Source organism: Streptomyces sp. R41, from assembly GCF_041053055.1.
Lineage (GTDB): Bacteria > Actinomycetota > Actinomycetes > Streptomycetales > Streptomycetaceae > Streptomyces.
The window spans coordinates 4,479,473-4,503,475 of record NZ_CP163443.1 but is presented as its reverse complement, the minus strand read 5'-3'; the positions used below and the strand labels follow the sequence as shown (position 1 = coordinate 4,503,475).

Sequence of the window (24,003 nt, the reverse complement as noted above, 5' to 3'; positions counted from 1 at the left end):
GACCGTGGGTTTCGTCTCGCGGAGAACGGAAGGCTCGCCGCAGTGCCCTGCCTGGAACCACTCGCGCGCGAGGTGACCGAGGCGCAGCACGCGCCCTCGCGGATCTCTTCCAGTTCTGGGCCGACCGCTGGTCGGCCCAGGCACCCCGGCCCCCTCCCGATACCGTCAAGGAGTGACCGACCAGCCCCAGCCCTCCAGCGCCGCCCCCGAACTCTTCACGTGGGAGTTCGCCACCAACCCCTACCCGGCGTACGCCTGGCTCAGGGAGCACGCCCCCGTGCACAGGACCCGGCTGCCCAGTGGGGTGGAGGCCTGGCTGGTCACCCGGTACGTCGACGCCAAGCAGGCGCTCGCCGACGCGCGGCTGTCCAAGAATCCCGCCCATCACGACGAGCCCGCGCATGCCAAGGGGAAGACCGGTATCCCCGGTGAGCGCAAGGCCGAGTTGATGACGCATCTGCTGAACATCGACCCGCCGGACCACACCCGGCTGCGGCGGCTGGTCAGCAAGGCGTTCACGCCGCGCCGGGTGGCCGAGTTCGCGCCGCGTGTGCAGGAGCTCACGGACCACCTGATCGACCAGTTCGCCGACAAGGGCTCCGCCGATCTCATCCACGAGTTCGCCTTCCCGCTCCCCATCTACGCCATCTGCGACCTGCTCGGCGTCCCCCGTGAGGACCAGGACGACTTCCGGGACTGGGCGGGGATGATGATCCGGCACGGGGGAGGGCCGCGGGGCGGGGTCGCGCGGTCCGTGAAAAAGATGCGCGGCTATTTGGCCGAACTCATCCATCGCAAGCGCGAACTGCTCCCGGACGAGCCCGCCCCGGGCGAGGACCTCATCTCCGGGCTCATCCGCGCCTCCGACCACGGCGAGCACCTCACCGAGAACGAGGCCGCCGCGATGGCGTTCATCCTGCTGTTCGCAGGGTTTGAGACCACCGTCAATCTCATCGGTAACGGCACCTACGCCCTCCTCACCCACCCCGAGCAGCGACAGCGACTGCAGGCCTCCCTCGCCGCCAAGGAGACGGGACTCCTCGAAACCGGCGTCGAGGAACTCCTGCGCTACGACGGCCCCGTCGAACTCGCCACGTGGCGGTTCGCGACCGAGCCCGTCCGGATCGGCGGGCAGGACATCGCGTCCGGCGACCCCGTCCTCGTCGTACTGGCGGCAGCGGACCGTGACCCCGAGCGGTTCCAGCAGCCGGACACGCTCGACCTCTCGCGACGTGACAACCAACACCTCGGGTACGGCCACGGCATCCATTACTGCCTCGGCGCGCCGCTCGCCCGCCTGGAGGGCCAGACCGCGCTCGCCACCCTGCTCACCCGCCTCCCCGATCTCCAACTCGCGGGAGATTCGGCCGATTTGCGCTGGCGTGGTGGGCTCATTATGCGTGGATTGCGCACACTTCCCGTGGAGTTCACGCCTCCGCTTGACTTGTCCCGTCCGTAGTCGGCGGGCGTGCAGGGAGCGGCCGCTCGGCAGCGAAAAAGTGACGCTCCCTCAGCTCTGTGATCTTCACGTGATCTACGCTGCATCGACTTGTGACAAGCGTTCGAGTGCGGATACGTTCACCCATCAACGCGGCCCATCCGTCGCTGCAGTCGCTGTAGCGGCTGTCGTCACCTGCTGTCACGCGAAAGGCTTCCGCATGCTCTCCGGGAACGGCCGTCATCGTCGCCCCCGTCAGGCCCCGGCCCTCATCGTCGCCGCAGGAGTGACCGGATCGGCCATCGCGATCCCGTTGCTCGGCGCCACCAGCGCGAGCGCGGCCGACGGCACCACTTGGGACCGGGTCGCGGAGTGCGAGAGCGGCGGCGCCTGGAGCGCGAACGACGGCAACGGGTACTACGGCGGGCTGCAGTTGACCCAGGAGAACTGGGAGTCGTACGGCGGCCTCGAATACGCCCCGAGCGCCGACCAGGCCAGCCGCTCGCAGCAGATAGCCGTCGCCGAGAAGGTCCTCGACGGCCAGGGCTTCGCCGCCTGGCCGACCTGTGGACCGCTCTCCGGGCTCAGCAAGGACTCCGGCTCGGTCGAGGTCGACACGGGTGTGGCGGACGACTCATCGAGCTCGTCGAGTTCCACTGATTCGTCCGGCTCGTCCAGTTCGTCTGCCGAGTCCGGTTCATCCGACTCATCCGGCTTGGGCTCCGACTCCTCGTCCGACGCCCCCTCGGACGCGACCGAGAACTCGACGAAGTCCGACGCCTCACAGGGTTCCGACAGCTCGGATACAGAAACGCCCAAGGCTGACGAGTCGGACAAGTCCGGCCAGAACGACGACTCTTCGGCCGAGTCCGGCAGTGCGACGTCCGGCGCCGGGCGCCACCGCGGCGACAGCGCCGACGAGGGCGTGACGGAGGGCGCGACCGACGGTCGTACGGACAGCGCCTCCGGGCGGCACGCCTCGCGCGGCTCCGACGCCTCCCGTGACGCCGCCGACGGCTCCTACGTCGTGCGTGCCGGAGACAGTCTCTGGACCATCGCCGACTCCCTTGACCTCAAGGGCGGATGGACCGAGCTGTATGCCGAGAACAAGGATGCGGTCGGCACCGATCCCGACCTCATCCTCCCCGGTCAGAGCCTTGCAGTTGGTGCTGAATCGGGCGAAAAGTAGCGGGAGTTCGCGTCATGGTTCGCCGTGGAATGTCCGGTTTGGCGCAAGTGAGATATGAGTCTCAGAAGCCCTGATCGTCTTTGAAATTCCGCCGATCGCATGTCTACGGTCATCACCGCTCGCCACAGCGGGCCCCGACGGTCGCAACGCCGAATCCTGCCAACGGCCGTACGGGAACAGTCGACGCGTCAGCGCCGTAGGCAGGAGCGGGGGACCCAAGGTAAGCGCCGCGCCCGGTAGTTGACCGGGAGTGGCTTGGGGTGAAGCCGTGCGCCAGTGGCGTACGACCGGGCACTCACCCGCCCGAACCCGACAGCTCACCTCGCAGGCGTCGGTGAGGGGATCTCTCCATGCTGTTTTCCAGCAAGGGCAAGCACCGCCGCCCGTCCAAGGCCACCCGTGCAGCCGCGCTCGCCGGTGTCACCGGTGTCGCCATCGCCGCCCCGCTGATGGCGGCCGGTAACGCCTCCGCCGCCACCGCCTCCGAGTGGGACGCGGTCGCCCAGTGCGAGTCCGGCGGTAACTGGTCCATCAATACCGGCAACGGCTACTACGGCGGCCTGCAGTTCTCGCCCTCCACCTGGGCCGCGTACGGCGGTACCGCCTACGCCGCCACCGCCGACCAGGCCTCCAAGTCCGAGCAGATCACCATCGGCGAGAAGGTCCTCGCCGCGCAGGGCAAGGGTGCCTGGCCGACCTGCGGCACGGGCCTGTCCGGCGCCGCGTACACCGGCGGTACGAGCAGCTCGCAGAGCACGACCCCGAGCACCACCACCCGGACGACGGAGCAGCCCGCCTCGCGTTCGGCCGAGCGCCCGGCCGCCACGAAGACCGTCACCACCCCGACCGGCAAGAAGGTCAAGAAGGGTGACGGCGAGTACAAGGTCGTCAAGGGTGACAGCCTCAGCTCGATCGCCGAGAAGAAGCACGTCAAGGGTGGCTGGCAGCAGCTGTTCAAGCTGAACAAGGACATCGTCGACGACGCGGACTTCATCTACCCGGGTCAGCAGCTGCACCTGAGCTGACCGAGTCGGCGGCGGGCTCGCGGGTGAAGCCGACAACGAGCTCGCGGCCGAAGTCGACAACGAGCTCGGAGTTGAAGTCCACAACAGGCTCGCAGCTGAAGTCCACAACGGGCTCGCAGCTGAACCACAGCCCTCTCCTATACGTGGTCTCCATAGTGAAGGCCTCGTGAGGGTCCCCCGTCCCCACGGGCTCCCCGCTCCGGTGCGTGTTCCCCCGTACGCACCGGGGCGGGGCTTTTTGTGCGCGGCTCTCGTGCGCGGCGAGTTTCGTGTACGGGGCAGGTTTTTGTTCCGTTCGGAAACAATTTACTCTCGGTTCTGCCCAAGGGGTGGTCGACCGGCTGGCCGATCCCCCGGAGGCGGTTAGGCTCATCTCGCGGAGCCGACCGCGGCTCCGTGCACTACGGGCCCCACGGCCCCGCGTACCCGCGTCACATCCCAGAAGGAGATGCTCGTGCCGTCCATCGACGTCGTCGTAGCCCGGGAAATCCTGGACTCCCGAGGCAACCCCACGGTCGAGGTCGAGGTCGGCCTCGACGACGGCAGCACGGGTCGTGCCGCCGTCCCGTCCGGCGCCTCCACCGGCGCCTTCGAGGCCATCGAGCTCCGCGACGGTGACCCCAACCGCTACCAGGGCAAGGGTGTCGAGAAGGCCGTCCTCGCCGTCATCGAGCAGATCGGCCCGGAGCTCGTCGGTTACGACGCCACCGAGCAGCGCCTGATCGACCAGGCGATGTTCGACCTGGACGCCACCGACAACAAGGGCTCCCTCGGCGCCAACGCCATTCTCGGCGTCTCGCTCGCCGTCGCGCACGCCGCCTCCGAGGCCAGCGACCTCCCGCTCTTCCGCTACCTGGGCGGCCCGAACGCGCACCTGCTGCCCGTTCCGATGATGAACATCCTGAACGGCGGCTCGCACGCCGACTCGAACGTGGACATCCAGGAGTTCATGATCGCGCCGATCGGCGCGGAGTCCTTCTCCGAGGCCCTGCGCTGGGGCGCCGAGGTCTACCACACCCTCAAGAAGGTGCTGAAGACCAAGGGCCTGTCCACCGGCCTCGGCGACGAGGGCGGCTTCGCCCCGAACCTGGAGTCCAACCGCGCCGCGCTCGACCTCATCGTCGAGGCCATCAAGCAGGCCGGTTACGTCCCCGGCGAGCAGATCGCGCTCGCGCTCGACGTCGCCGCGTCCGAGTTCTACAAGGACGGCAAGTACGAGTTCGAGGGCAAGTCCCGCTCGGCCGCCGAGATGACGGAGTACTACGAGGAGCTCGTCTCCGCGTACCCGCTGGTCTCCATCGAGGACCCGCTGTACGAGGACGACTGGGCCGGCTGGAAGGTCATCACCGACAAGCTGGGCGACAAGGTCCAGATCGTCGGCGACGACCTCTTCGTCACCAACCCGGAGCGCCTGGCCCGCGGCATCGAGGAGGGCTCCGCCAACGCCCTGCTCGTCAAGGTCAACCAGATCGGTTCGCTGACCGAGACCCTGGACGCCGTCGAGATGGCCCAGCGCAACGGCTTCAAGTGCATGATGTCGCACCGCTCCGGCGAGACCGAGGACGTCACCATCGCCGACCTCGCCGTCGCGGTGAACTGCGGTCAGATCAAGACCGGTGCCCCGGCCCGCTCGGACCGCGTCGCCAAGTACAACCAGCTGCTGCGCATCGAGGAGATCCTCGACGACGCCGCGGTGTACGCCGGCCGCAGCGCCTTCCCGCGCTTCAAGGGCTGAGCCTTCCCGCTCGTCCGCTCCGCGGACCGTGGGCACGGCAAGGGCTGAGTCTTCCCGCACGTCCGCTCCGCGGACCACGGGCACAGCAAGGCCTGAGCCGTAGCGTCGTAGGAAGCGTCGTACGTACGTCCCCGTACTCGGTCCCGTACCGTGTGCGGGGACGTACGCACGTGACGGGCTTGCACCGGGGAGGCGGGACTCATGGCCGTGAAGGACCGGGACCGGTTCTCCACCGCGACCAGGCTGCGGCTGCTCGGCGAGCAGACGGCGGCCCGTGTCTACCGCTCCCAGACCAAGCGGCAGGCCCGCCGCTCGCGGCTGACCGGCCGGGCGGCGCTCCTGGCCCTCGTCCTGTGCTCCCTGATCGTGGCCCTCGCGTACCCGATAAGGCAGTACGTCTCCCAGCGCGCCGAGATCGCCGATGTGCAGCGGCAGCGGGAGCAGGCCCGCCAGCGGGTCGAGCAGCTGCGCGACCTCAAGGCACGCTGGAAGGACGACGCGTACGCCGAGCAGCAGATCCGGCAGCGGCTGCACTATGTGATGCCGGGCGAGACCGGCTACATCGTGATCGACCCGGACGCGTCGAAGCAGGCCCGCGCCGACAAGGGGGCGGCTGCCCGTCCCTGGTACGCCAATGTCTGGGACGGCGTGGACAAGTCCGACGCCGCCGACCAGTGAACTGACCAGAAAGACAAGTGACTCACGGCATGGAAACGCCACCGCCGCCCACCCCGCGCACCGAGCCGACCGACGCGGACGTCGAGGCCTTCAAGCAGCAGCTGGGCCGGCCGCCGCGCGGGTTGCGCGCGATCGCGCACCGGTGCCCCTGCGGGCAGCCGGACGTCGTCGAGACGGCGCCGCGTCTTCCCGACGGGACGCCGTTCCCGACGACGTACTACCTGACGTGTCCGCGGGCCGCGTCCGCGATCGGCACGCTCGAGGCCAACGGTGTCATGAAGGAGATGACGGACCGGCTGGCGACCGATCCCGAGCTGGCCGCCGCGTATCGCGCCGCCCACGAGGACTACATCGCGCGCCGCGACTCCATCGAGGTCCTGGAGGGCTTCCCGAGCGCGGGCGGCATGCCGGACCGGGTGAAGTGCCTCCATGTCCTGGTGGCCCACTCCCTGGCCGCGGGACCCGGGGTGAACCCCCTCGGGGACGAGGCCATCGCGATGCTGCCGGAGTGGTGGCGCAAGGGCGCGTGCGTAGTCCCCGTGGACGGGGCCTGACCCCCTGCCTCACTCGAGGCCTCCGCTCAAAAGATCGCGCAGTTCCCCGCACCCCTGAAAGGGGCGCGGGGAACTGCGCGAACAACCCCCACCGGCCCGCAGCAAAAACACAACCCAGCGGAGTCTGGGGGCGCAGCCCCCAGGGACGATGGGGGTCCCCCCGCTCGAGCGAAGCCGAGAGTGGGGGAGGGTAGGGGCGGAGGGGGCGAGAACCATCACGACAGGAGACCGGACACCATGACCAGGGTCGCTGCCATCGACTGCGGCACCAACTCCATCAGGCTGCTCGTCGCCGACGTGAACCCGCGGACGGGTGAACTCGTCGAGCTGGACCGCAGGATGACGATCGTGCGGCTCGGGCAAGGCGTCGACCGCACGGGGCGGCTCGCGCCGGAGGCGCTGGAGCGGACGTTCGCGGCATGCCACGAGTACGCGGCGATCATCAAGGAACACGGCGCGGAGCGCCTGCGCTTCGTGGCCACCTCGGCATCCCGCGACGCCGAGAACCGGGACGAGTTCGTACGCGGGGTGCTCGACATCCTCGGGGTCGAACCGGAGGTCATCTCCGGCGACCAGGAGGCCGAGTTCTCCTTCACCGGCGCGACCAAGGAATTGACGGGTCGCGACGACCTCGCCAAGCCGTACCTGGTCGTGGACATCGGCGGCGGGTCGACCGAGTTCGTCGTCGGCGACGACCACGTGCGCGCGGCGCGCTCCGTGGACGTCGGCTGCGTGCGAATGACCGAGCGGCACCTCGTGCACGACGGCGTCGTGACCGACCCGCCCACCGCGGAGCAGATCGCGGCGATGCGGGCCGACATCGAGGCGGCCCTCGACCTGGCCGAGAAGACGGTTCCGCTGCGCGAGGCGCACACGCTGGTGGGCCTCGCCGGCTCCGTCACCACCGTGTCGGCGATCGCGCAGAACCTGCCCGAGTACGACTCCACGGCCATCCACCACTCCCGCGTCTCGCACGACCGCGTCCGCGAGATCACCGAGTGGCTGCTGCACTCCACCCACGCCGAGCGCGCGGCCGTCCCCTCCATGCACCCGGGTCGTGTCGACGTGATCGCCGCGGGCGCTCTCGTCCTGCTCTCGATCATGGAGCGGATCGGGGCGCGGGAGGTCGTGGTGAGCGAGCACGACATCCTCGACGGCATCGCGTGGTCGGTGGCGTAAGCCCCTTCGCGCGGTGTCATAGGTCTCCATTGCTACCGATCAGTAGCCCTCGGCTGAGCAGTTCGGATAACGTATGAGCGCACCTGAGCGGCGCCGAAAAGCCCCTCGGTGACGCGTCGCCAGGAAACTTCGTGAAGTTCTTCACAAGGAAAAGGGCCCTGCTGGGCGAGGAATGTGTCCCCGCGGTCATCCAGGAGGGCTCAGGCGGTCCGAGGGTGCGCTCACGGGAACGTTTCAAGGCTGTTGCCGACGGGTGAAACGGGGGCCTGGTCCGGTCGGTTCGAAAGGCCGGAGCGGCAGCTCACGCGGTGTTGACAACGGTCCGCGGTACACGGTGGTTCCCCGCCACCGCCATGACCTGGGTCACGTGGGCCGCGCAGTGTAGCAGAGCCCCTGCCCAAGCTTGTGAAGGGGCGCACGAGCGACCCCCCATGAGCGGGTGGATACTCGATGGCATGAGCACCACGGAGCGTCCCAGGATCCTCGTAGTAGGCGGTGGGTACGTAGGCCTGTACGCAGCTCGGCGCATTCTCAAGAAGATGCGCTACGGCGAGGCGACCGTCACGGTCGTCGACCCCCGGTCGTACATGACCTACCAGCCCTTCCTCCCCGAAGCCGCCGCCGGCAGCATCTCCCCTCGGCATGTCGTCGTCCCGTTGCGACGCGTGCTCCCCAAGGCGGAGGTCCTCACCGGCCGGGTCACCACCATCGACCAGGACCGCAAGGTCGCCACGATCGCCCCCCTCGTGGGTGAGGCGTACGAGCTGCCTTTCGACTACCTCGTCATCGCGATGGGCGCGGTCTCCCGCACCTTCCCGATCCCCGGCCTCGCCGAGCAGGGCATCGGCATGAAGGGCATCGAGGAGTCCATCGGCCTGCGCAACCACGTACTTGAGCAGCTCGACAAGGCCGACTCCACGACCGACGAGGGCGTCCGGCGCAAGGCGCTCACCTTCGTCTTCGTCGGCGGTGGCTTCGCGGGTGCGGAGACCATCGGCGAGGTCGAGGACATGGCCCGCGACGCGTCGAAGTACTACACCAACGTGTCCCGCGAGGACATGCGCTTCATCCTCGTCGACGCCGCGGACAAGATCCTTCCCGAGGTCGGCCCGAAGCTCGGCCAGTACGGCAAGGAGCACCTGGAGAGCCGCGGGGTCGAGATCTACCTCTCGACGTCCATGGACTCCTGCGTCGACGGCCACGTGGTCCTCAAGAACGGCCTCGAGGTCGACTCCAACACCATCGTGTGGACGGCCGGCGTCAAGCCGAACCCCGTTCTCTCCCGCTTCGGTCTGCCCCTCGGCCCGCGCGGTCACGTGGACACCCAGACCACCCTCCAGGTGCAGGGCACGGACTACATCTGGGCGGCCGGCGACAACGCCCAGGTGCCGGACGTGGCCGCCCGCAAGGCCGGTGTCGAGAACGCCTGGTGCCCGCCGAACGCGCAGCACGCGCTGCGACAGGCGAAGGTCCTCGGCGACAACGTGGTCTCCGGCATGCGGGGCTTCCCGCAGAAGGAGTACAGCCACGCCAACAAGGGCGCTGTGGCCGGGCTCGGCCTCCACAAGGGCGTCGCGATGATCGTCATGGGCAAGATGAAGATCAAGCTCAAGGGTCGTCTGGCGTGGTACATGCACCGTGGCTACCACGGTCTGGCCATGCCCACCTGGAACCGGAAGATCCGCGTCTTCGCGGACTGGACGCTCGCGATGTTCCTCAAGCGTGAGGTCGTCTCGCTCGGGGCCATGGAGTCTCCTCGCGAGGAGTTCTACGAGGCCGCCAAGCCGGCGCCGGCGCCTGCTGCCGCCGCGGCTGCGCCCGCCGCCAAGACCGAGGAGAAGGCCAAGGCCTCCTGACCTCCGGTCACTGAACGCCCCGAAGGGCCCGCCCGCCATCCGTGGTGCGGGCGGCCCCTTCGGCGTACCTGGGGGCTCTGCCCCCAGACCCCCCTGGGTTGTTGATTTGGTACGGACCGGTGGGGCTGATCGCGCAGTTCCCCGCGCCCCTTCCAGGGGGCGGCAGCCCCCAGGGACGGGTCGGACAGGGGCGGCGGGGGCGAAAAACGCGTGGCCGCTACAGCTATTTTGCTCAGCTGTAACGCGGAAGGGGGACTGCGCAGCAGGCCCGTTGGTGTTTACGTGGTGTTGGAGCGTTCGGGAGTGTTGTCTCGGAGGTGTACGCCATGCAGGACGCCGCGCCGCGGCTGAAGAGCCTTGTCGAACAGTTGCTGGGGGTCCCGCTCCCGCTGCGCATCCGCGCCTGGGACGGTTCGGAAGCGGGCCCCCCCGACGCCCCCGCCCTCGTCGTACGCAACCGAAAGGCCGTGCGCCGGCTGCTGTGGAAACCGGGCGAGTTGGGGCTCGCCCGGGCCTGGGTTGCCGGAGACCTGGGGGTGGAGGGCGACCTGTACACCGCCCTGGACCTGATGTCCGGGCTGGTGTGGGAGCGGGGCGAGGACGCCAGGGGAGTCGGGGAGGCGCTGCGCGACCCCGAGGTGCGCGCCGCCGTACGGGGTCTGGTGAAGATGGCCGGGCCCCCGCTGCCGCCCTCCCCGCCCCGAGAGGAGATCCGCAGACGCCGCCACCTGCACACCAAGCGCAGCGACAAGCGGGCCATCAGCCACCACTACGACGTGGGGAACGACTTCTACGAGATCGTCCTCGGATCGTCCATGGTCTACTCGTGCGCCTACTGGGAGGACGGCGGCACCCTCGAGGAGGCCCAGCGCGACAAGCTCGAACTCATCGCGCGCAAACTCGACCTGAAGCCCGGTCAGCGGCTGCTCGACGTCGGCTGCGGCTGGGGTTCGATGGCCATCCACGCGGCCCGCGAGCACGGCGTGAGCGTCGTCGGCGTGACCCTGTCGCAGGAGCAGGCCGCGTACGCCCGTAAGCGGGTCGCCGACGAGGGGCTGACCGACAAGGTCGAGATCCGCGTGCAGGACTACCGGGACGTCATCGACGGGCCCTACGACGCCATCTCCTCCATCGGAATGGCCGAACACGTCGGCGCCGAGCGCTACTTGGAGTACGCCGAGGTGCTCTACCAGCTCCTCAAGCCCGGCGGTCGGTTGCTCAACCACCAGATCGCGCGGCGGCCGCGGCGCGACGAATCGGCGTACTCCGTGGACGAGTTCATCGACGCGTACGTCTTCCCGGACGGCGAGCTCGCGCCCATCGGCACGACCGTGACGCAGCTGGAGCGTGCCGGGTTCGAGGTGCGCGACGTGGAGTCCATCCGCGAGCACTACGCGCTCACCCTGCGCCGCTGGGTCGCCAACCTGGAGGCGCAGTGGGCGCGGGCCGTCAAGCTCACCAGCCCCGCGCGGGCCCGCGTCTGGCGGCTGTACATGGCGGCCAGCGCGGTCGCCTTCGAGCGCAACCGCATCGGCGTCAACCAGGTACTGGCGGTCAGGACACCGGAGGCGTCCGGTGCCTCAGGGATGCCGCTGCGGGCGCGTACCTGGGGTTCATGACCTGACGCAGGAGAGACGTACGTACGAGAGAGGGGCCCCGTTCCGCCCGGAACGGGGCCCCTCTCTCGTACCGCCGAGAAGCGCTACTCCGACTTGATCGCCGTCAGCATGTTCAGGCGAGCCGCCCGCCGGGCCGGCCACAGCGCCGCCAGGACGCCGACCGTCGCCGCCAGGAGGAGGAAGATCCCCATCCGGGCCCAGGGCAGCACCAGTTCGTACGTCGCCATCTTGCTGCCCAGCAGCTCACCGGCCGCCCAGCCGAAGAAGACACCCAGGCCGATGCCGAGGACGCCGCCGAAGAGCGAGATGACCAGGGACTCCAGGCGGACCATGCGCTTGATGCCCTTGCGGTCCAGGCCGATCGCGCGCAGCATCCCGATCTCCTGCGAGCGCTCGAAGACCGACATGGCGAGGGTGTTGATGACGCCGAGGACGGCGACGATGACCGCCATGGCGAGCAGGCCGTAGAGCATGTTCAGCATCAGGGTGAACATCTGCGCGATGCCGTTGGAGATGTCCTGCTTGTCCTGGACCTTGATGGCCGGGTTGTCGCCGAGGGCCTTCTCCAGCTTGTCCTTGGCCGCGTCCGACGTGCCGTTCGACGTCTTCAGCATGACCTGCATGTCGGAGGCGGTGCCGGTCAGGTGGGGCGACAGCATCGCGTTGTCCACGATGATGCCGTGGATCATCTCGTTGCCCTCATAGACACCGGCGACGGACAGCTTCCCCTTCTTCCCGTCCTCGTACGAGACCGTGAAGTGCGAACCGGCCTTCCAGCCGTGCGACTCGGCGGTGTCCTTGTCCACGACGATCCGCTCGCCGCCGACCCTGAAGGTCCCGTCGCTGATCGTGAGGTCGGTGAGCTTGGTGATGGCCGCGCTGTTGACGCCGGTCAGGTACTCGGTCTGCTGGTCGATGCGTGAGGGCGCGTCGCGCAGGGAGCTGATGTCCGTGACCCCGTCGACGCCGGCGAGCTTCTTCTCGACGTCCGGCGAGAGGGAGTTGCCGTTCGCCATGGAGACGACGTAGTCCGCCTTGAGCGCGGAGCTGGCCATCTTGTCGATCGACTTCTGCAGGCTGCCCGCCATCACCGTCATGCCGGTGATGAGGGTGAGGCCGATCATCAGGGCGGAGGCGGTGGCGGCCGTCCGGCGCGGGTTGCGGACCGAGTTCTGGCGGGCCAGCTTGCCGGAGACCCCGAAGATACGGAGCACCGGGGCCGCCGCCGCGATCAGCGGGCGGGACAGCAGCGGGGTGAGGACGAAGACGCCGATGATCAGCAGGACCGCGCCGAAGCCCATCGGGGCCTGTCCGTCCGAGCCGTCCATGGTCGTCGCGTAGAGGACCACGGCGACGCCCGCGGCGGCGAACAGGGCGCCGATCGTGTTCCGCAGCACCAGTGACTTCGTCGTCGCCTTCGCGTGCACGCTGCTCATCGCGGCGACCGGCGGGATCTTCGCGGCGCGGCGGCCCGGCAGCCAGGCGGCCAGCATCGTGATGAGGACGCCGACCAGCAGGGCCGTGGCGACCGTGCCCGGCGAGATGACCAGTGGCCCGTCCGGCACGGTGGCGCCGAGCGTGCCCATCAGGGAGCGCATGCCCGCCCCGATGCCGATGCCCGCGGCCAGACCCGCGACAGCCGCGACCGCGCCGACGACGAACGCCTCGATGAGGACGGACCGGGTGACCTGCTTGCGGGAGGCGCCGACGGCGCGCAGCAGGGCCAGCTCCTTGGTGCGCTGGGCGACCAGCATGGTGAAGGTGTTGGCGATGATGAACGTGCCGACGAAGAGCGCGATACCGGCGAAGACCAGCAGGCCCGTCTTCATGCCGCTCATCGCGGAGGAGATCTGCTCGGCCTGGTCGTCGGCGAGCCGCTGACCGGTGGTGGTGGAGGCGACGTCCTTCGGCACGACGTCGTCCAGGGCATTGCGCAGCGCGGTCTGGCTGGTGCCCGGCGCCGCCTTCACGTCGATCTCGTCGTAGGAGCCGACTGAGTGGAAGAGCTTCTGCGCGGTCGCCGTGTCGAACAGGGCGAGGCTGCCGCCCGCGGCGACGTTGCCGTCGTCGGTGGTGAAGATGCCGGTGACGGTGGGCGTGAGGACGGGCCCGTCGACGGACAGCCGTACGGTGTCGCCGACCTTGTAGCCCGCTCGCTTCGCGGTCTCCGAGTCGATCGCGATCTCGCCCGTCCCCTTGGGCGCGTGACCGCTCGTCAGCGGATACCGGGGGTCCTTGGCCCCCCAGTAGTTCCCGCCCTGCGACTGGAAGCCGCCGCCGATGAGCTTGCCGTCCTTGTCGGCGATGGCGGTGAAGCCGTTCACGACGCCGATGGCGGAGGCGGCGCCCGGGACCTTGGCGGCCTTGTCGAGCAGCGGCTGCGTGAGCTTCGCCGTCTTGCCGACCGTGTCGCCCTCGTCCGCCCGGCTCTCCGGCTGGATGGCGACGTCGACCTGGTCGAAGCCCTTGGCGGAGCTCTTCTGGTAGGCGTCCGAGATGGTGTTGGTGAAGACCAGGGTCCCCGACACGAACGCCACGCCGAGCATCACGGCGAGCACGGTCATCAGGAGCCTGGCCTTGTGCGCGAGTACGTTGCGCAAGGCGGTACGGAACATGGTTTCTCAGTCCAGGGGATCGCGGGAAGACGCAGGGAGTTGAGGGGATCCGGCGTGGGTCAGCTCGTGCGGCCCTTGCCGTCGAACTGCTTCATGCGGTCCAGGACCGAGTCGGCCGTCGGCTCGTACACCTCGTCGACGATCCGTCCGTCCGCGAGGAAGACCACGCGGTCCGCGTACGCCGCCGCCACCGGGTCGTGGGTCACCATCACCACGGTCTGCCCCAACTCCCGTACGGAGTTGCGCAGGAAGCCCAGCACCTCCGCGCCGGAGCGGGAGTCGAGGTTTCCGGTCGGCTCGTCGCCGAAGATGATGTCGGGCCGGGAGGCGAGGGCGCGGGCCACGGCGACGCGCTGCTGCTGGCCGCCGGAGAGCTGGGAGGGGCGGTGGCCGAGGCGGTCGGCGAGGCCGATCATCTTGATGACCGTCTCCAGCCACTCCTTGTCCGCCTTGCGGCCCGCGATGTCCATCGGGAGCGTGATGTTCTCCAGGGCCGTCAGGGTCGGCAGCAGGTTGAACGCCTGGAAGATGAAGCCGATTTTGTCCCGGCGGAGCTTGGTGAGCTGCTTGTCCTTGAGGGAGCCCAGCTCGGTCTCGCCGATGCGTGCGGAGCCGCTGCTGAAGGTGTCCAGGCCCGCCACGCAGTGCATCAGCGTGGACTTGCCGGACCCGGAGGGACCCATGATCGCGGTGAACTCGGCCTGGCGGAAGTCGACGGTGACCCGGTCGAGGGCGACCACCTGGGTCTCGCCCTGTCCGTAGACCTTCGACAGTTCCGTGGCACGGGCTGCCACAGCGGTGGTTCGGCCGGCGAGGGGAGTGGTGGTCACGGGAGGGTGCTCCTGTCGGGACGACGACGTTTTTGGGGTCTGTCCCATCGTCGGATGCGATCCGCGCGCTGTAGTCAGCCGCTGTTCCGGTTCCGGGGGCAGCCTGCGGTCGGACCGGGAGCGGTCGTGTCATACCTGGGGATGACGGGGCTTCCCTGAGCGGTCTCCGGGTACGGCCTCGGCACCCGCAGGGGCGACGTGGTGGAGGCCGCGCGTTCGGACGGTGCGTTCGGACGGTGAAATTCCGTCATTCCGTATACGCCGCCCTGGGGCGTCCGAAAGGCTGTTGGCAAGTGCGGATGGCCCGTACCGAGGGCTGATGCACCCTCAGACGTCAATAAAATAAGACAACATCGGGCCGCCCGTCCGCTGTTCGGGGGATGCGCCCCGATAGGCTCGGAACCTCGATGCGGAGCCCATGGCCTGCCCGGATGGTGGAATGCAGACACGGCGAGCTTAAACCTCGCTGCCCCTCGCGGGCGTACCGGTTCAAGTCCGGTTCCGGGCACCTCCGACCTCTCACCTCGGCCGCGGCCTTCGGGAGAGACTTCGCCGTCGGCCGTTGACAGCAAGCGCATGCGGTCGGAGACTCCCTTCAGGAAATGGTGAAGGAAATTTCACTGGACGAACAGAGGACGCGAAGGGGCGTGCCGATGCGTACCACCGTCGGGATCATCGGGGCCGGGCCGGCCGGGTTGCTGCTGGCGCGGTTGCTGCACAACGCGGGGATCGAGTCCGTGGTGCTGGAGAGCCGGGACCGGGCGTATGTGGAGCAGCGGCAGCGGGCCGGGATCCTGGAACAGGGAACCGTGGATGTGCTGCGGGCCGCCGGGGCCGCGGAGCGGATGGACCGGGAGGGGCTGCGCCACGACGGGATCGAGCTGCGGTTCGCGGGCAAGCGGCACCGCGTCGACTTTCCCGCGCTCACCGGCGGGCGTTCGGTGATGGTGTACGCGCAGACCGAGGTGTGCAAGGACCTCATAGCCCTGCAACTCAAGGAGGGTGGCCCGCTGCTCTTCGGGGCCGAGGCGCTCGCCGTGCAGGACGCCGAGAGCGAGCGGCCGCTTGTCCGGTTCAGGTACGAAGGGCGCGAGGACGTGCTCGAGTGCGACTACGTCGTCGGGTGCGACGGATTCTGGGGCGTCGCCCGGAAGGCCGTACCGGCCGAGCTCTCCCGTGTCTTCGAACGGACGTACCCCTTCGGCTGGCTCGGCATCCTCGCCGATGTCCCGCCCTCGCACGACGAGCTGGTCTACGCCCGCCACGACCGCGGCTTCGCCCTGCTCAGCATGCGCTCGCCCGCCGTCTCCCGGCTCTACCTCCAGGTGCCGCAAGGCACGGACGCCCAGGAGTGGAGCGACGAGGAGATCTGGGACGAGCTGGAGCGGCGCTTCGCGACGGACGACGCCTGGCAGCTCCAAAGGGGGCCCATCACCTCCAAGTCCGTCACCCCGATGCGGAGTTACGTCCACGAGCCCATGCGGCACGGGCGGGTCTTCCTCGCCGGGGACGCCGCGCACATCGTGCCGCCGACCGGCGCTAAGGGGCTCAACCTCGCCGTCGGCGACGTCGTCACCTTCGCCCGCGCGCTCATCCACCTCAGGGACACCGGATCGGCCGAGCGGCTCGACACCTACTCCGAGACCTGTCTGCGCCGTGTCTGGCAGGCCGAGCGGTTCTCGTACGACATGACGACCCTGCTGCACCGCGACCCCGACGCGACCCCCTTCGAGGACCGCATCCAACTGGCCCGCCTGGAGCGGGTCGCGAGCTCACGGGCGGCGGAGACCGACCTCGCGGAGGGCTACACGGGCTTCCCCCTGGAGTAACCGGAACAAGCCGGAATAAGAGGGGGCCGGGGCGGATTGAGAGGGCACAAGGGCTGGTGTCACGGCTTCGTACCAGTGCGGGCAGGGCAAGAGACACACGCGTACCGTGGCACCACAAGGGAAAGATCCTCCCCAAGCAGTAGGGTCAATCCTTTGCCTACCTATTACTCTTGAGCCAAGGCCACGAAGGGTGGCCATGGAGGAGTGAAATGAGGAGCAGTAACCCGGTCTTCTCGCGACGGGGGTTCAGCCGCGACAACGGCTACGCGGGCTTCAACGCGGCGCCGCAGGCCGGGGGACCCGCTGTCGGCACCCAGGGCAACCCGTACGCCCAGGGCAACCCGTACGCCCAGCAGGGCGGCAACCCCTACGCGCAGAACCCGTACGCCCAGCAGGACCTGCAGTACGGCGCTCCGCCGCAGGCCCCGGTCACCACCACCGGCCGTATGACGATGGACGACGTCGTCATGCGCTCGGCCATGACGCTCGGCACCGTCGCCGTCGGCGCCATCCTGGCCTGGGCGCTGCTGCCGGTGTCGTCCACCAGCTACGGCCTGGCCATCGGCTCCGCCCTGGTCGCCTTCGTGCTGGCCATGGTGCAGTCCTTCAAGCGCACCGCCTCGCCCGCGCTGATCCTCGGTTACGCCGCCTTCGAGGGCGTCTTCCTCGGGGTCATCAGTGAGATGTACAACAGCCAGTGGTCGGGGGCGCCCTTCCAGGCGGTCCTGGGCACCATGGCGGTCGCCGGCGCGACCCTGCTCGTCTACAAGGCGGGCTGGATCCGCGTGACCGCGCGTTACGCGCGCATCGGCATGGCCATCGCCATCGCGTTCATCGTCGTCACGGCGGTCAACCTGCTGCTGGTCGTCTTCGGCGTCGCCGAGAACGGCGGACTGCGCAGCATGGGCCCGCTCGGCGCGATCGTCGGCATCCTGGCGATCCTCATCGGCGCGTTCTTCCTGACCCTCGACTTCAAGCAGATCGAGGACGGCATCGCGTACGGCGCTCCGAAGGAGGAGGCCTGGCTGGCCGCGTTCGGCCTGACCATGACCCTCGTCTGGATCTACGTCGAGATGCTGCGCCTGGTCGCCATCTTCAGCGGCGACGACTAAAACGACGGAAAAGGCCGGTCATAGCCGGTAGTGCGTGCCCAGCACGTGTCGTCCGTACGTAACCGAAGGGCCCGCGAACCACTGGTTCGCGGGCCCTTCGTCGTTCTGTCGTCGGATGCCTGTCGTCTCGGTGGTGCGCGCTCAGAGCAGTTTGCGCGCGGCCCTCCTCAGGTCGTACTCGTGAATGATCGCCTTGGCGTGGCCGTACGCGAGATTGTGCTCGGCGCGGAGCCAGCTGACCTTCTCCTCGAAGCGGAAGAGAGCGGGGCCTTCGTCGACGGTGCGAAGCCAGTCGGAGACTTCACGACCGGTGCAGTGGGGGATGCGGGCGAGCAGATTGCGATGGGTCTCCTCGGAGAAGACTTGGGACATCGGCGCCTCCGGACGCAAAGGGGATGTAAGCCGGTCCTTCACGCCACCGTGCCTGAGGGTTGGGTTGTTGGCAACAGTCCTGCTGCGACGCGTACGCTCGCCGCGTGCTTGATACGACGCCTTTGACCCGTGCCGTGGATCACTTCGCCGACCGGTTGAGGGCCGCGCCGCAGAGCCGGCTGCAGCGGGGGGCTGCCGCCGAGGCACTGGGGCTGGCCAGGGAGTTGGCACGGCGTGCCCAGCGTCTGGAGGATCCTTCGTGCGAGCCCCACGAGATGCCCGACGCGGGGATGTTCGCGGCGGCGGATCAGATCACTGTCGCCGCGCACGACTTGGCGGTCGCACTGAAAGACGAGGGGGAGTTGGCTGAGGCGGTGACTCTCGTGGCGGAGGCACAAAAACGCGCCGGAGTCTGAATCGACTCCAGCGCGAGGGCGCTCCGCTGGGTGGCGCCGGGTATCGGCGGACGGTTCTCGACCGCGGGGCCGTCGTGGCTTGTCGCGCCCACGCGGCGGAGCCGCACGGTGTCAGAGCCCCGCGCCCCTTGCGGCGCTCCTGTGGGCGCGCTCTTACAAGGACGCTATGACGCGGTCCGCCAGGATGTACACGTTCTCCTCGCCGCACGCGAAGGTCAGGGCGTAGGCGCCCGAGACGCCGGAGCCGCCGAGCAGGACCGGGGTCTGGCCGGCGCGCAGGGCCGTGGCCAGCTGCTCCGCGGTCTCGCGGTGACCCGGCGTCATGCACAGGGTCGTACCGTCCGCGAAGACGTAGACGTCGAGGGTGCCGAGGGGGCCGGGGCGGACGTCAGCCAGCTCCGTGCGGGACTCGGCGAGTTCCTCCAGACAGGCCACCGTGCGCTCATGGTCGTTGACGACGGGTGACTGGACCGGTACGAAGTCGGGGTGCGAGGGGTGGCGGCGGCGGGCCGCGGCGAGTTCGGGGGAGTCCCCGGCGAACTCCTCGGCGTCCAGGCCGGCCTCGGTCACCGGCTCCAGGGGCTCCAGGCCCACGAAGTCCGACGGGCGCGGCAGGAACAGATCGTTGTCGGGCAGCCCGAGCAGCGAGGGCATGTCCGTGGCGTCACGTGCCTCCTGGGCGGCCCAGAACGCCCGTGCCTCGGCGAGCTCCCGCTCCCGCTCCTCGGCGAGCGCCTCGGCCACGGCAGCGCGTATCTCGTCCGCGTCAGCGGCTGTGCGGGCCGCGGGCACGAGGCCGCGCGCGGCACCGGCGCGGCTCTCGGCGAGTTCGCTGCGCAGGGCCGCGACCTGCCGGCGCAGTCCCCGCAGGGTGCGCAGAACGGCGACGCCCACGGCCGCGGTGGCGGCGGTGGTGAGCAGCAAAGCAATCGGCATGGCGCTCACTGACGTACTCCCGGTTCCAAAGTCGACCCCCGACTTCCTACATCAGCTTGAAGGGCGGACCATCGAGCTGTCAGTGCGTAACGTCACGAAAGGGGCAGGACTTTGGTCTTGATGTTTAGGCCCGCAAGGCCTCTGACCTGCGCAAATGCCTCTCTGGGGGGAGATAGGTCACATCTTGGGGGGGATTGGATCACAAATCGGCCCAGAGTCCCGGTGGTTACCGGGCTCTGGGCCGATTCGGTCGCGCTGGGTTCAACTGCGGTTACCCGTACGGAATCAGCTGAGGCGCTCGATGACCATCGCCATGCCCTGGCCGCCGCCGACGCACATCGTCTCCAGGCCGAACTGCTTGTCGTGGAACTGGAGGCTGTTGATGAGCGTGCCGGTGATGCGGGCGCCGGTCATGCCGAAGGGGTGGCCGACGGCGATGGCGCCGCCGTTCACGTTCAGCTTGTCCAGCGGGATGTTCAGGTCGCGGTAGCTCGGGATCACCTGGGCGGCGAACGCCTCGTTGATCTCGAACAGGTCGATGTCGTCGACGGTGAGGCCGGCACGCCGGAGGGCCTGCTTCGACGCCTCCACCGGGCCGAGGCCCATGATCTCGGGAGAGAGGCCGGTGACGCCGGTCGAGACGATGCGGGCGAGCGGGGTGAGGCCCAGCTCGCGGGCCTTGGTGTCGCTCATGATGACGAGCGCGGCGGCGCCGTCGTTGAGCGGGCAGCAGTTGCCGGCCGTGACCATGCCGTCCGGGCGGAAGACGGGCTTCAGGCCCTGGACGCCTTCCAGCGTCACGCCCGCGCGCGGGCCGTCGTCCTTGCTGACGACCGTGCCGTCGGGGGTCGTGATCGGGGTGATCTCGCGCTCCCAGAAGCCGTTCTTGATGGCTTCCTCGGCGAGGTTCTGCGAGCGGACGCCGAACTCGTCCATGTCCTGGCGGGTGACGCCCTTCAGACGGGCCAGGTTCTCGGCGGTCTGGCCCATCGCGATGTACGCGTCCGGGACGAGGCCGTCCTCGCGCGGGTCGTGCCAGGTCGAGCCCTCCGTCTGTGCCACGGCGACGGTGCGGGCCTCCGCGTCGGCGAAGAAGGGGTTGTGGGTGTCCGGGAGCCCGTCGGAGGTGCCCTTGACGGACCGCGACACCATCTCCACGCCCGCCGAGATGAAGACGTCGCCCTCGCCCGCCTTGATGGCGTGCAGGGCCATGCGGGAGGTCTGGAGGGAGGAGGAGCAGTAACGGGTGATGGTGCACCCCGGGAGGTGGTCCATGCCCATCTGTACGGCCACGATGCGGCCGAGGTTGTGGCCCTGCTCGCCGCCGGGGAGGCCGCAGCCGAGCATCAGGTCGTCGATGTCCTTCGGGTCCAGCTCGGGGACCTTGGCGAGGGCGGTCTGGATGATCGTGGCGGTCAGGTCGTCGGGGCGTACGTCCTTCAGGGACCCCTTGAAGGCGCGGCCGATCGGGGAGCGGGCGGCTGAGACGATCACGGCTTCGGGCATCACGGCTCCATTGGCGTACGGGGGTGACTGGCAGGACTGTTTGGGAAGTTACCCGTACGTATGGTCGAGGTCACGGGTGTCGGTGTGTGACTCCGGCCGCACTTTTCTAAGCGCTTGCTTTTCTCTGGCGGGGGCGCCGGGGGCGCGGGGTGTGTTTTTCGCCCCCTCCGCCCCTACCCGTCCCGTTCCTTGGGGGCTCCGCCCCCAAACCCCCGCCAAGGGGCTGCGCCCCCTGGACCCCCATCGGCCTTGACGGCCTCGTCCTCGAACGCCGGACGGGCTGAAAATCTCCAGCGCCGGCCAGTTTCAGCCCGTCTGGCGTTTGGGCTGGGGCGAAGAAACCCCCCAGCGGTCAGGTGGACGGGGCCGGAGCCGGGTCCGTGGCGGGGAGGCGGCGGCGCCGGCGGCGCTTCAGGAGAGCCCAGGGGCCGCGCGGGCCCGTGGGCATGGCGGCGGTGACCTCTGTGCCGGGCTCCGAGGCTGCCTCGGCGGCCGCGCGGGCCACGGGCAGGAAGCCCTCGCGACGCGAGACGTCCGGGCGCTCCTCCTCCGCCGGCCAGAGGCCCAGCGCCGCACAGACCGTCGGGAGCACCGCCATCGCCGCCGTGGCGTACCCCTCCGCGGAGGGGTGGTAGTTGTCGGGCCCGAACAGCTCCCGCGGATTCGCCTCGAACTCGGGGCCCAGCAGGTCGCCCAGCGACACCGTACGGCCCCCCTGCTCGATCGTGCCGATCGTCTGCGCGGCCGCGAGCTGGCGGGACGCCCGCCGCGCCAGCCACCGCAACGGCTGCTGGACCTGCTCGACCGTCCCCAGGTCGGGACAGGTGCCGACCACCACCTCCGCACCGGCCGTGCGCAGCCGCCGTACCGCCGAGGACAGATGACGCACCGAACGCGTCGGCGGCATCCGGTGCGTCACATCGTTCGCGCCGATCATGATCACGCAGATGTCGGGCACCCGCGAGGTGTCCGCGAGGGCGAGCGCCACCTGGCGGTCCAGGTCGTCCGACTGCGCCCCGGGCAGCGCCACGTTGCACAGCTCCACCGGCTGTTCGGCCACCGCCGCGAGCCCGGAGGCCAGCAGCGCGCCCGGTGTCTGGCGGGCCCGGTGCACGCCCTGGCCCGCGGCCGTGGAGTCGCCGAGCATCGTCAGGCGGAGGGGCGGATCGTCAGGACCGGTGTACGCGTAGCCGTACAGGCCGTCCGCCCGGGGTGCGTGACTGTGTCCGTTGCCGACGTGGCGTTTCGCCAGCTGCACCTCGGCCAGTAGCAGTCCGACGGCGGCCGCCCCGACCAGGCCGATTCCGCCGCCGCCGTACGCCGCGCCCGCCGCGATGCGCCGGGCCACCCTCGCTCTCGACAAGCTCGACATCCGTCGCCGCCACCTCCTCGTAGCCGTACAACCACTGCTTGCCCCGTGGACCAGGTCAGCCAATCTCAACGGCGCGTGAACGGTCCCCCAGGGCCTTAGGCTGACGGGACCATTCCTGTTAAAACGCAGCTCCGGAGACAACGGTGCAATTCCACGACTCGATGATCAGTCTCGTCGGCAACACCCCGCTGGTGAGGCTCAACAACGTGACCGCGGGCATCCAGGCGACCGTCCTGGCGAAGGTTGAGTACTTCAACCCCGGCGGCTCCGTGAAGGACCGCATCGCCCTGCGCATGATCGAGGCCGCGGAGGAGAGCGGCGCCCTCAAGCCGGGGGGCACGATTGTCGAGCCCACCAGTGGAAACACGGGCGTCGGCCTCGCGATCGTCGCTCAGCAGAAGGGGTACAAGTGCATCTTCGTGTGCCCCGACAAGGTGAGCACCGACAAGATCAATGTGCTGCGCGCGTACGGCGCCGAGGTCGTCGTCTGCCCCACCGCCGTCGATCCCGAGCACCCGGACTCGTACTACAACGTCTCCGACCGGCTGGTGCGCGAGACGCCCGGCGCCTGGAAGCCGGACCAGTACTCCAACCCCAACAACCCCCTCTCGCACTATCACTCCACCGGCCCCGAGCTGTGGGAGCAGACGGAGGGGAAGATCACCCACTTCGTGGCGGGTGTGGGGACGGGCGGGACCATCTCCGGCACGGGGCGGTACCTGAAGGACGCCAGTGACGGCAAGGTCCAGGTGATCGGCGCCGACCCGGAGGGGTCGGTGTACTCCGGCGGCTCCGGACGGCCATATCTCGTCGAGGGCGTCGGCGAGGACTTCTGGCCGACCGCGTACGACCGGACCGTCGCCGACGAGATCGTCGCCGTGTCCGACAAGGACTCCTTCCAGATGACGCGGCGGCTCGCGAAGGAAGAGGGGCTGCTCGTGGGCGGCTCCTGCGGCATGGCCGTCGTGGCGGCGCTGCGGGTCGCCGAGCGGCTGGGCCCGGACGATGTCGTGGTCGTCCTCCTTCCCGACAGCGGGCGCGGCTACCTCAGCAAGATCTTCAACGACGAGTGGATGGCCGACTACGGGTTCCTGGAGGACTCCGGCCCGAGCGCGCGCGTCGCCGACGTACTGAACGACAAGGCGCCCGGCGCCATCCCCTCCCTCGTCCACATGCACCCGGACGAGACCGTCGGCCAGGCCATCGAGGTGCTGCGCGAGTACGGCGTCTCGCAGATGCCGATCGTCAAGCCGGGCGCCGGGCACCCGGACGTGATGGCCGCCGAGGTCGTCGGGTCCGTCGTGGAACGCGAGCTGCTCGACGCGCTGTTCACCAAGAGGGCCTCCCTGGAGGACCCGCTGGAGAAGCACATGTCGGCGCCGCTGCCGCAGGTCGGCTCCGGCGAGCCGGTCGGCGACCTGATGTCCGTGCTCGGCAGCGCCGACGCCGCGATCGTCCTCGTCGAGGGCAAGCCCACCGGCGTCGTCAGCCGCCAGGACCTGCTCTCCTTCCTCGCCAAGGGCGGCGCCAAGCAGTAGGGATACGCCGGGAGACAGCAAGAAATCTCCTGAAGTACCGCCATGGACAGGGATCTTCCGGCTCTTTCGGCGGGGAACTTCGCGGAAGTGGTACGAGCGCGTCACGTCCGCGCAGCACACGCTTAACACGGGTCCGGCACATTAGTGGGTGTCGGCAGGGCGGGAGCGGCTCCCCGCCCCGGCCGACACCGAAAACGGCGCCAA

General features: G+C 69.3%; 19 protein-coding genes, 1 tRNA gene and 1 riboswitch. Of the genes, 14 read left to right on the top strand and 6 right to left on the bottom strand.

The features are described from left to right. Nucleotides 1-172 precede the first annotated feature (172 nt). The 9 genes from AB5J53_RS20615 to AB5J53_RS20575 all read left to right on the top strand — a co-directional run bounded on the left by AB5J53_RS20615 (nucleotide 173) and on the right by AB5J53_RS20575 (nucleotide 11,273). Complete coding sequence (locus AB5J53_RS20615; protein ID WP_369247129.1) at nucleotides 173-1,459, top strand: cytochrome P450; 1,287 nt, start codon at nucleotides 173-175, stop codon at nucleotides 1,457-1,459. A 199-nt stretch (nucleotides 1,460-1,658) separates the two neighbouring features. Continuing rightward, the gene (locus AB5J53_RS20610; protein WP_369247128.1) at nucleotides 1,659-2,627 is read left to right on the top strand and encodes a transglycosylase family protein; all 969 of its coding nucleotides are present in this window, start codon (nucleotides 1,659-1,661) and stop codon (nucleotides 2,625-2,627) included. A gap of 137 nt (nucleotides 2,628-2,764) precedes the next feature. After that, nucleotides 2,765-2,973: riboswitch (cyclic di-AMP (ydaO/yuaA leader) on the top strand. Nucleotides 2,974-2,977: 4 nt separating this feature from the next. After that, on the top strand, nucleotides 2,978-3,652 hold the full coding sequence (locus AB5J53_RS20605) for a transglycosylase family protein (protein ID WP_369247127.1): 675 nt from the start codon (nucleotides 2,978-2,980) through the stop codon (nucleotides 3,650-3,652). Nucleotides 3,653-4,100: 448 nt separating this feature from the next. Beyond that, nucleotides 4,101-5,387: a phosphopyruvate hydratase gene (eno, locus tag AB5J53_RS20600; RefSeq protein WP_369247126.1), complete on the top strand. Its 1,287-nt coding sequence runs from the start codon at nucleotides 4,101-4,103 to the stop codon at nucleotides 5,385-5,387. 201 nt (nucleotides 5,388-5,588) lie between these two features. Then, nucleotides 5,589-6,065 carry a septum formation initiator family protein gene (locus tag AB5J53_RS20595; protein WP_369247125.1) on the top strand — a complete coding sequence of 159 codons (477 nt, stop codon included), beginning with the start codon at nucleotides 5,589-5,591 and terminating at the stop codon, nucleotides 6,063-6,065. 29 nt (nucleotides 6,066-6,094) lie between these two features. Further along, nucleotides 6,095-6,619, top strand: a complete 525-nt coding sequence (locus tag AB5J53_RS20590) for a DUF501 domain-containing protein (RefSeq protein WP_369247124.1) — start codon at nucleotides 6,095-6,097, stop codon at nucleotides 6,617-6,619. Between the two features lie 237 nt (nucleotides 6,620-6,856). Continuing rightward, nucleotides 6,857-7,798: an exopolyphosphatase gene (locus AB5J53_RS20585; RefSeq protein ID WP_369247123.1), complete on the top strand. Its 942-nt coding sequence runs from the start codon at nucleotides 6,857-6,859 to the stop codon at nucleotides 7,796-7,798. 455 nt (nucleotides 7,799-8,253) lie between these two features. After that, a complete protein-coding gene (locus AB5J53_RS20580; RefSeq protein ID WP_369247122.1) occupies nucleotides 8,254-9,654 on the top strand; it encodes an NAD(P)/FAD-dependent oxidoreductase in 1,401 nt (466 codons plus the stop codon). 326 nt (nucleotides 9,655-9,980) lie between these two features. Further along, nucleotides 9,981-11,273, top strand: a complete 1,293-nt coding sequence (locus tag AB5J53_RS20575; protein WP_369247121.1) for a class I SAM-dependent methyltransferase — start codon at nucleotides 9,981-9,983, stop codon at nucleotides 11,271-11,273. An 83-nt stretch (nucleotides 11,274-11,356) separates the two neighbouring features. On the opposite strand, the gene AB5J53_RS20570 is transcribed toward AB5J53_RS20575, so the two are convergent. Together AB5J53_RS20570 and AB5J53_RS20565 are read right to left on the bottom strand one after the other, a co-directional pair. Further along, nucleotides 11,357-13,888 (bottom strand): ABC transporter permease, encoded by a 2,532-nt coding sequence (locus AB5J53_RS20570; protein WP_369247120.1) that lies wholly within the window; start codon nucleotides 13,886-13,888, stop codon nucleotides 11,357-11,359. 59 nt (nucleotides 13,889-13,947) lie between these two features. Beyond that, nucleotides 13,948-14,718 (bottom strand): ABC transporter ATP-binding protein, encoded by a 771-nt coding sequence (locus AB5J53_RS20565; protein ID WP_369247119.1) that lies wholly within the window; start codon nucleotides 14,716-14,718, stop codon nucleotides 13,948-13,950. Between the two features lie 425 nt (nucleotides 14,719-15,143). On the opposite strand from AB5J53_RS20565, the gene AB5J53_RS20560 reads away from it, so the two are divergent. The 3 genes from AB5J53_RS20560 (at nucleotide 15,144) to AB5J53_RS20550 (ending at nucleotide 17,659) form a co-directional block, all read left to right on the top strand. Beyond that, a tRNA-Leu gene (locus AB5J53_RS20560) sits at nucleotides 15,144-15,226 on the top strand. Between the two features lie 145 nt (nucleotides 15,227-15,371). Then, the gene (locus AB5J53_RS20555; protein WP_369247118.1) at nucleotides 15,372-16,547 is read left to right on the top strand and encodes a 4-hydroxybenzoate 3-monooxygenase; all 1,176 of its coding nucleotides are present in this window, start codon (nucleotides 15,372-15,374) and stop codon (nucleotides 16,545-16,547) included. Nucleotides 16,548-16,756: 209 nt separating this feature from the next. Next, complete coding sequence (locus AB5J53_RS20550; RefSeq protein WP_369247117.1) at nucleotides 16,757-17,659, top strand: Bax inhibitor-1/YccA family protein; 903 nt, start codon at nucleotides 16,757-16,759, stop codon at nucleotides 17,657-17,659. Between the two features lie 141 nt (nucleotides 17,660-17,800). Here the strand turns inward: AB5J53_RS20550 and AB5J53_RS20545 are convergent, their stop codons facing one another. After that, a complete protein-coding gene (locus tag AB5J53_RS20545; RefSeq protein WP_362506619.1) occupies nucleotides 17,801-18,031 on the bottom strand; it encodes a DUF4287 domain-containing protein in 231 nt (76 codons plus the stop codon). Nucleotides 18,032-18,135: 104 nt separating this feature from the next. On the opposite strand from AB5J53_RS20545, the gene AB5J53_RS20540 reads away from it, so the two are divergent. Beyond that, on the top strand, nucleotides 18,136-18,447 hold the full coding sequence (locus AB5J53_RS20540; RefSeq protein WP_369247116.1) for a hypothetical protein: 312 nt from the start codon (nucleotides 18,136-18,138) through the stop codon (nucleotides 18,445-18,447). Between the two features lie 153 nt (nucleotides 18,448-18,600). Here the strand turns inward: AB5J53_RS20540 and AB5J53_RS20535 are convergent, their stop codons facing one another. The 3 genes from AB5J53_RS20535 to AB5J53_RS20525 all read right to left on the bottom strand — a co-directional run bounded on the left by AB5J53_RS20535 (nucleotide 18,601) and on the right by AB5J53_RS20525 (nucleotide 22,261). Then, a complete protein-coding gene (locus tag AB5J53_RS20535; protein WP_369247115.1) occupies nucleotides 18,601-19,383 on the bottom strand; it encodes a hypothetical protein in 783 nt (260 codons plus the stop codon). Between the two features lie 285 nt (nucleotides 19,384-19,668). Next, a complete protein-coding gene (locus AB5J53_RS20530) occupies nucleotides 19,669-20,889 on the bottom strand; it encodes an acetyl-CoA C-acetyltransferase (RefSeq protein WP_369247114.1) in 1,221 nt (406 codons plus the stop codon). A gap of 352 nt (nucleotides 20,890-21,241) precedes the next feature. After that, the gene (locus tag AB5J53_RS20525) at nucleotides 21,242-22,261 is read right to left on the bottom strand and encodes an SGNH/GDSL hydrolase family protein (RefSeq protein WP_369247113.1); all 1,020 of its coding nucleotides are present in this window, start codon (nucleotides 22,259-22,261) and stop codon (nucleotides 21,242-21,244) included. A gap of 143 nt (nucleotides 22,262-22,404) precedes the next feature. Here AB5J53_RS20525 and AB5J53_RS20520 point away from each other — a divergent pair, with 143 nt between their 5' ends. Then, nucleotides 22,405-23,799: a cystathionine beta-synthase gene (locus AB5J53_RS20520; protein ID WP_369247112.1), complete on the top strand. Its 1,395-nt coding sequence runs from the start codon at nucleotides 22,405-22,407 to the stop codon at nucleotides 23,797-23,799. Nucleotides 23,800-24,003 lie beyond the last annotated feature (204 nt).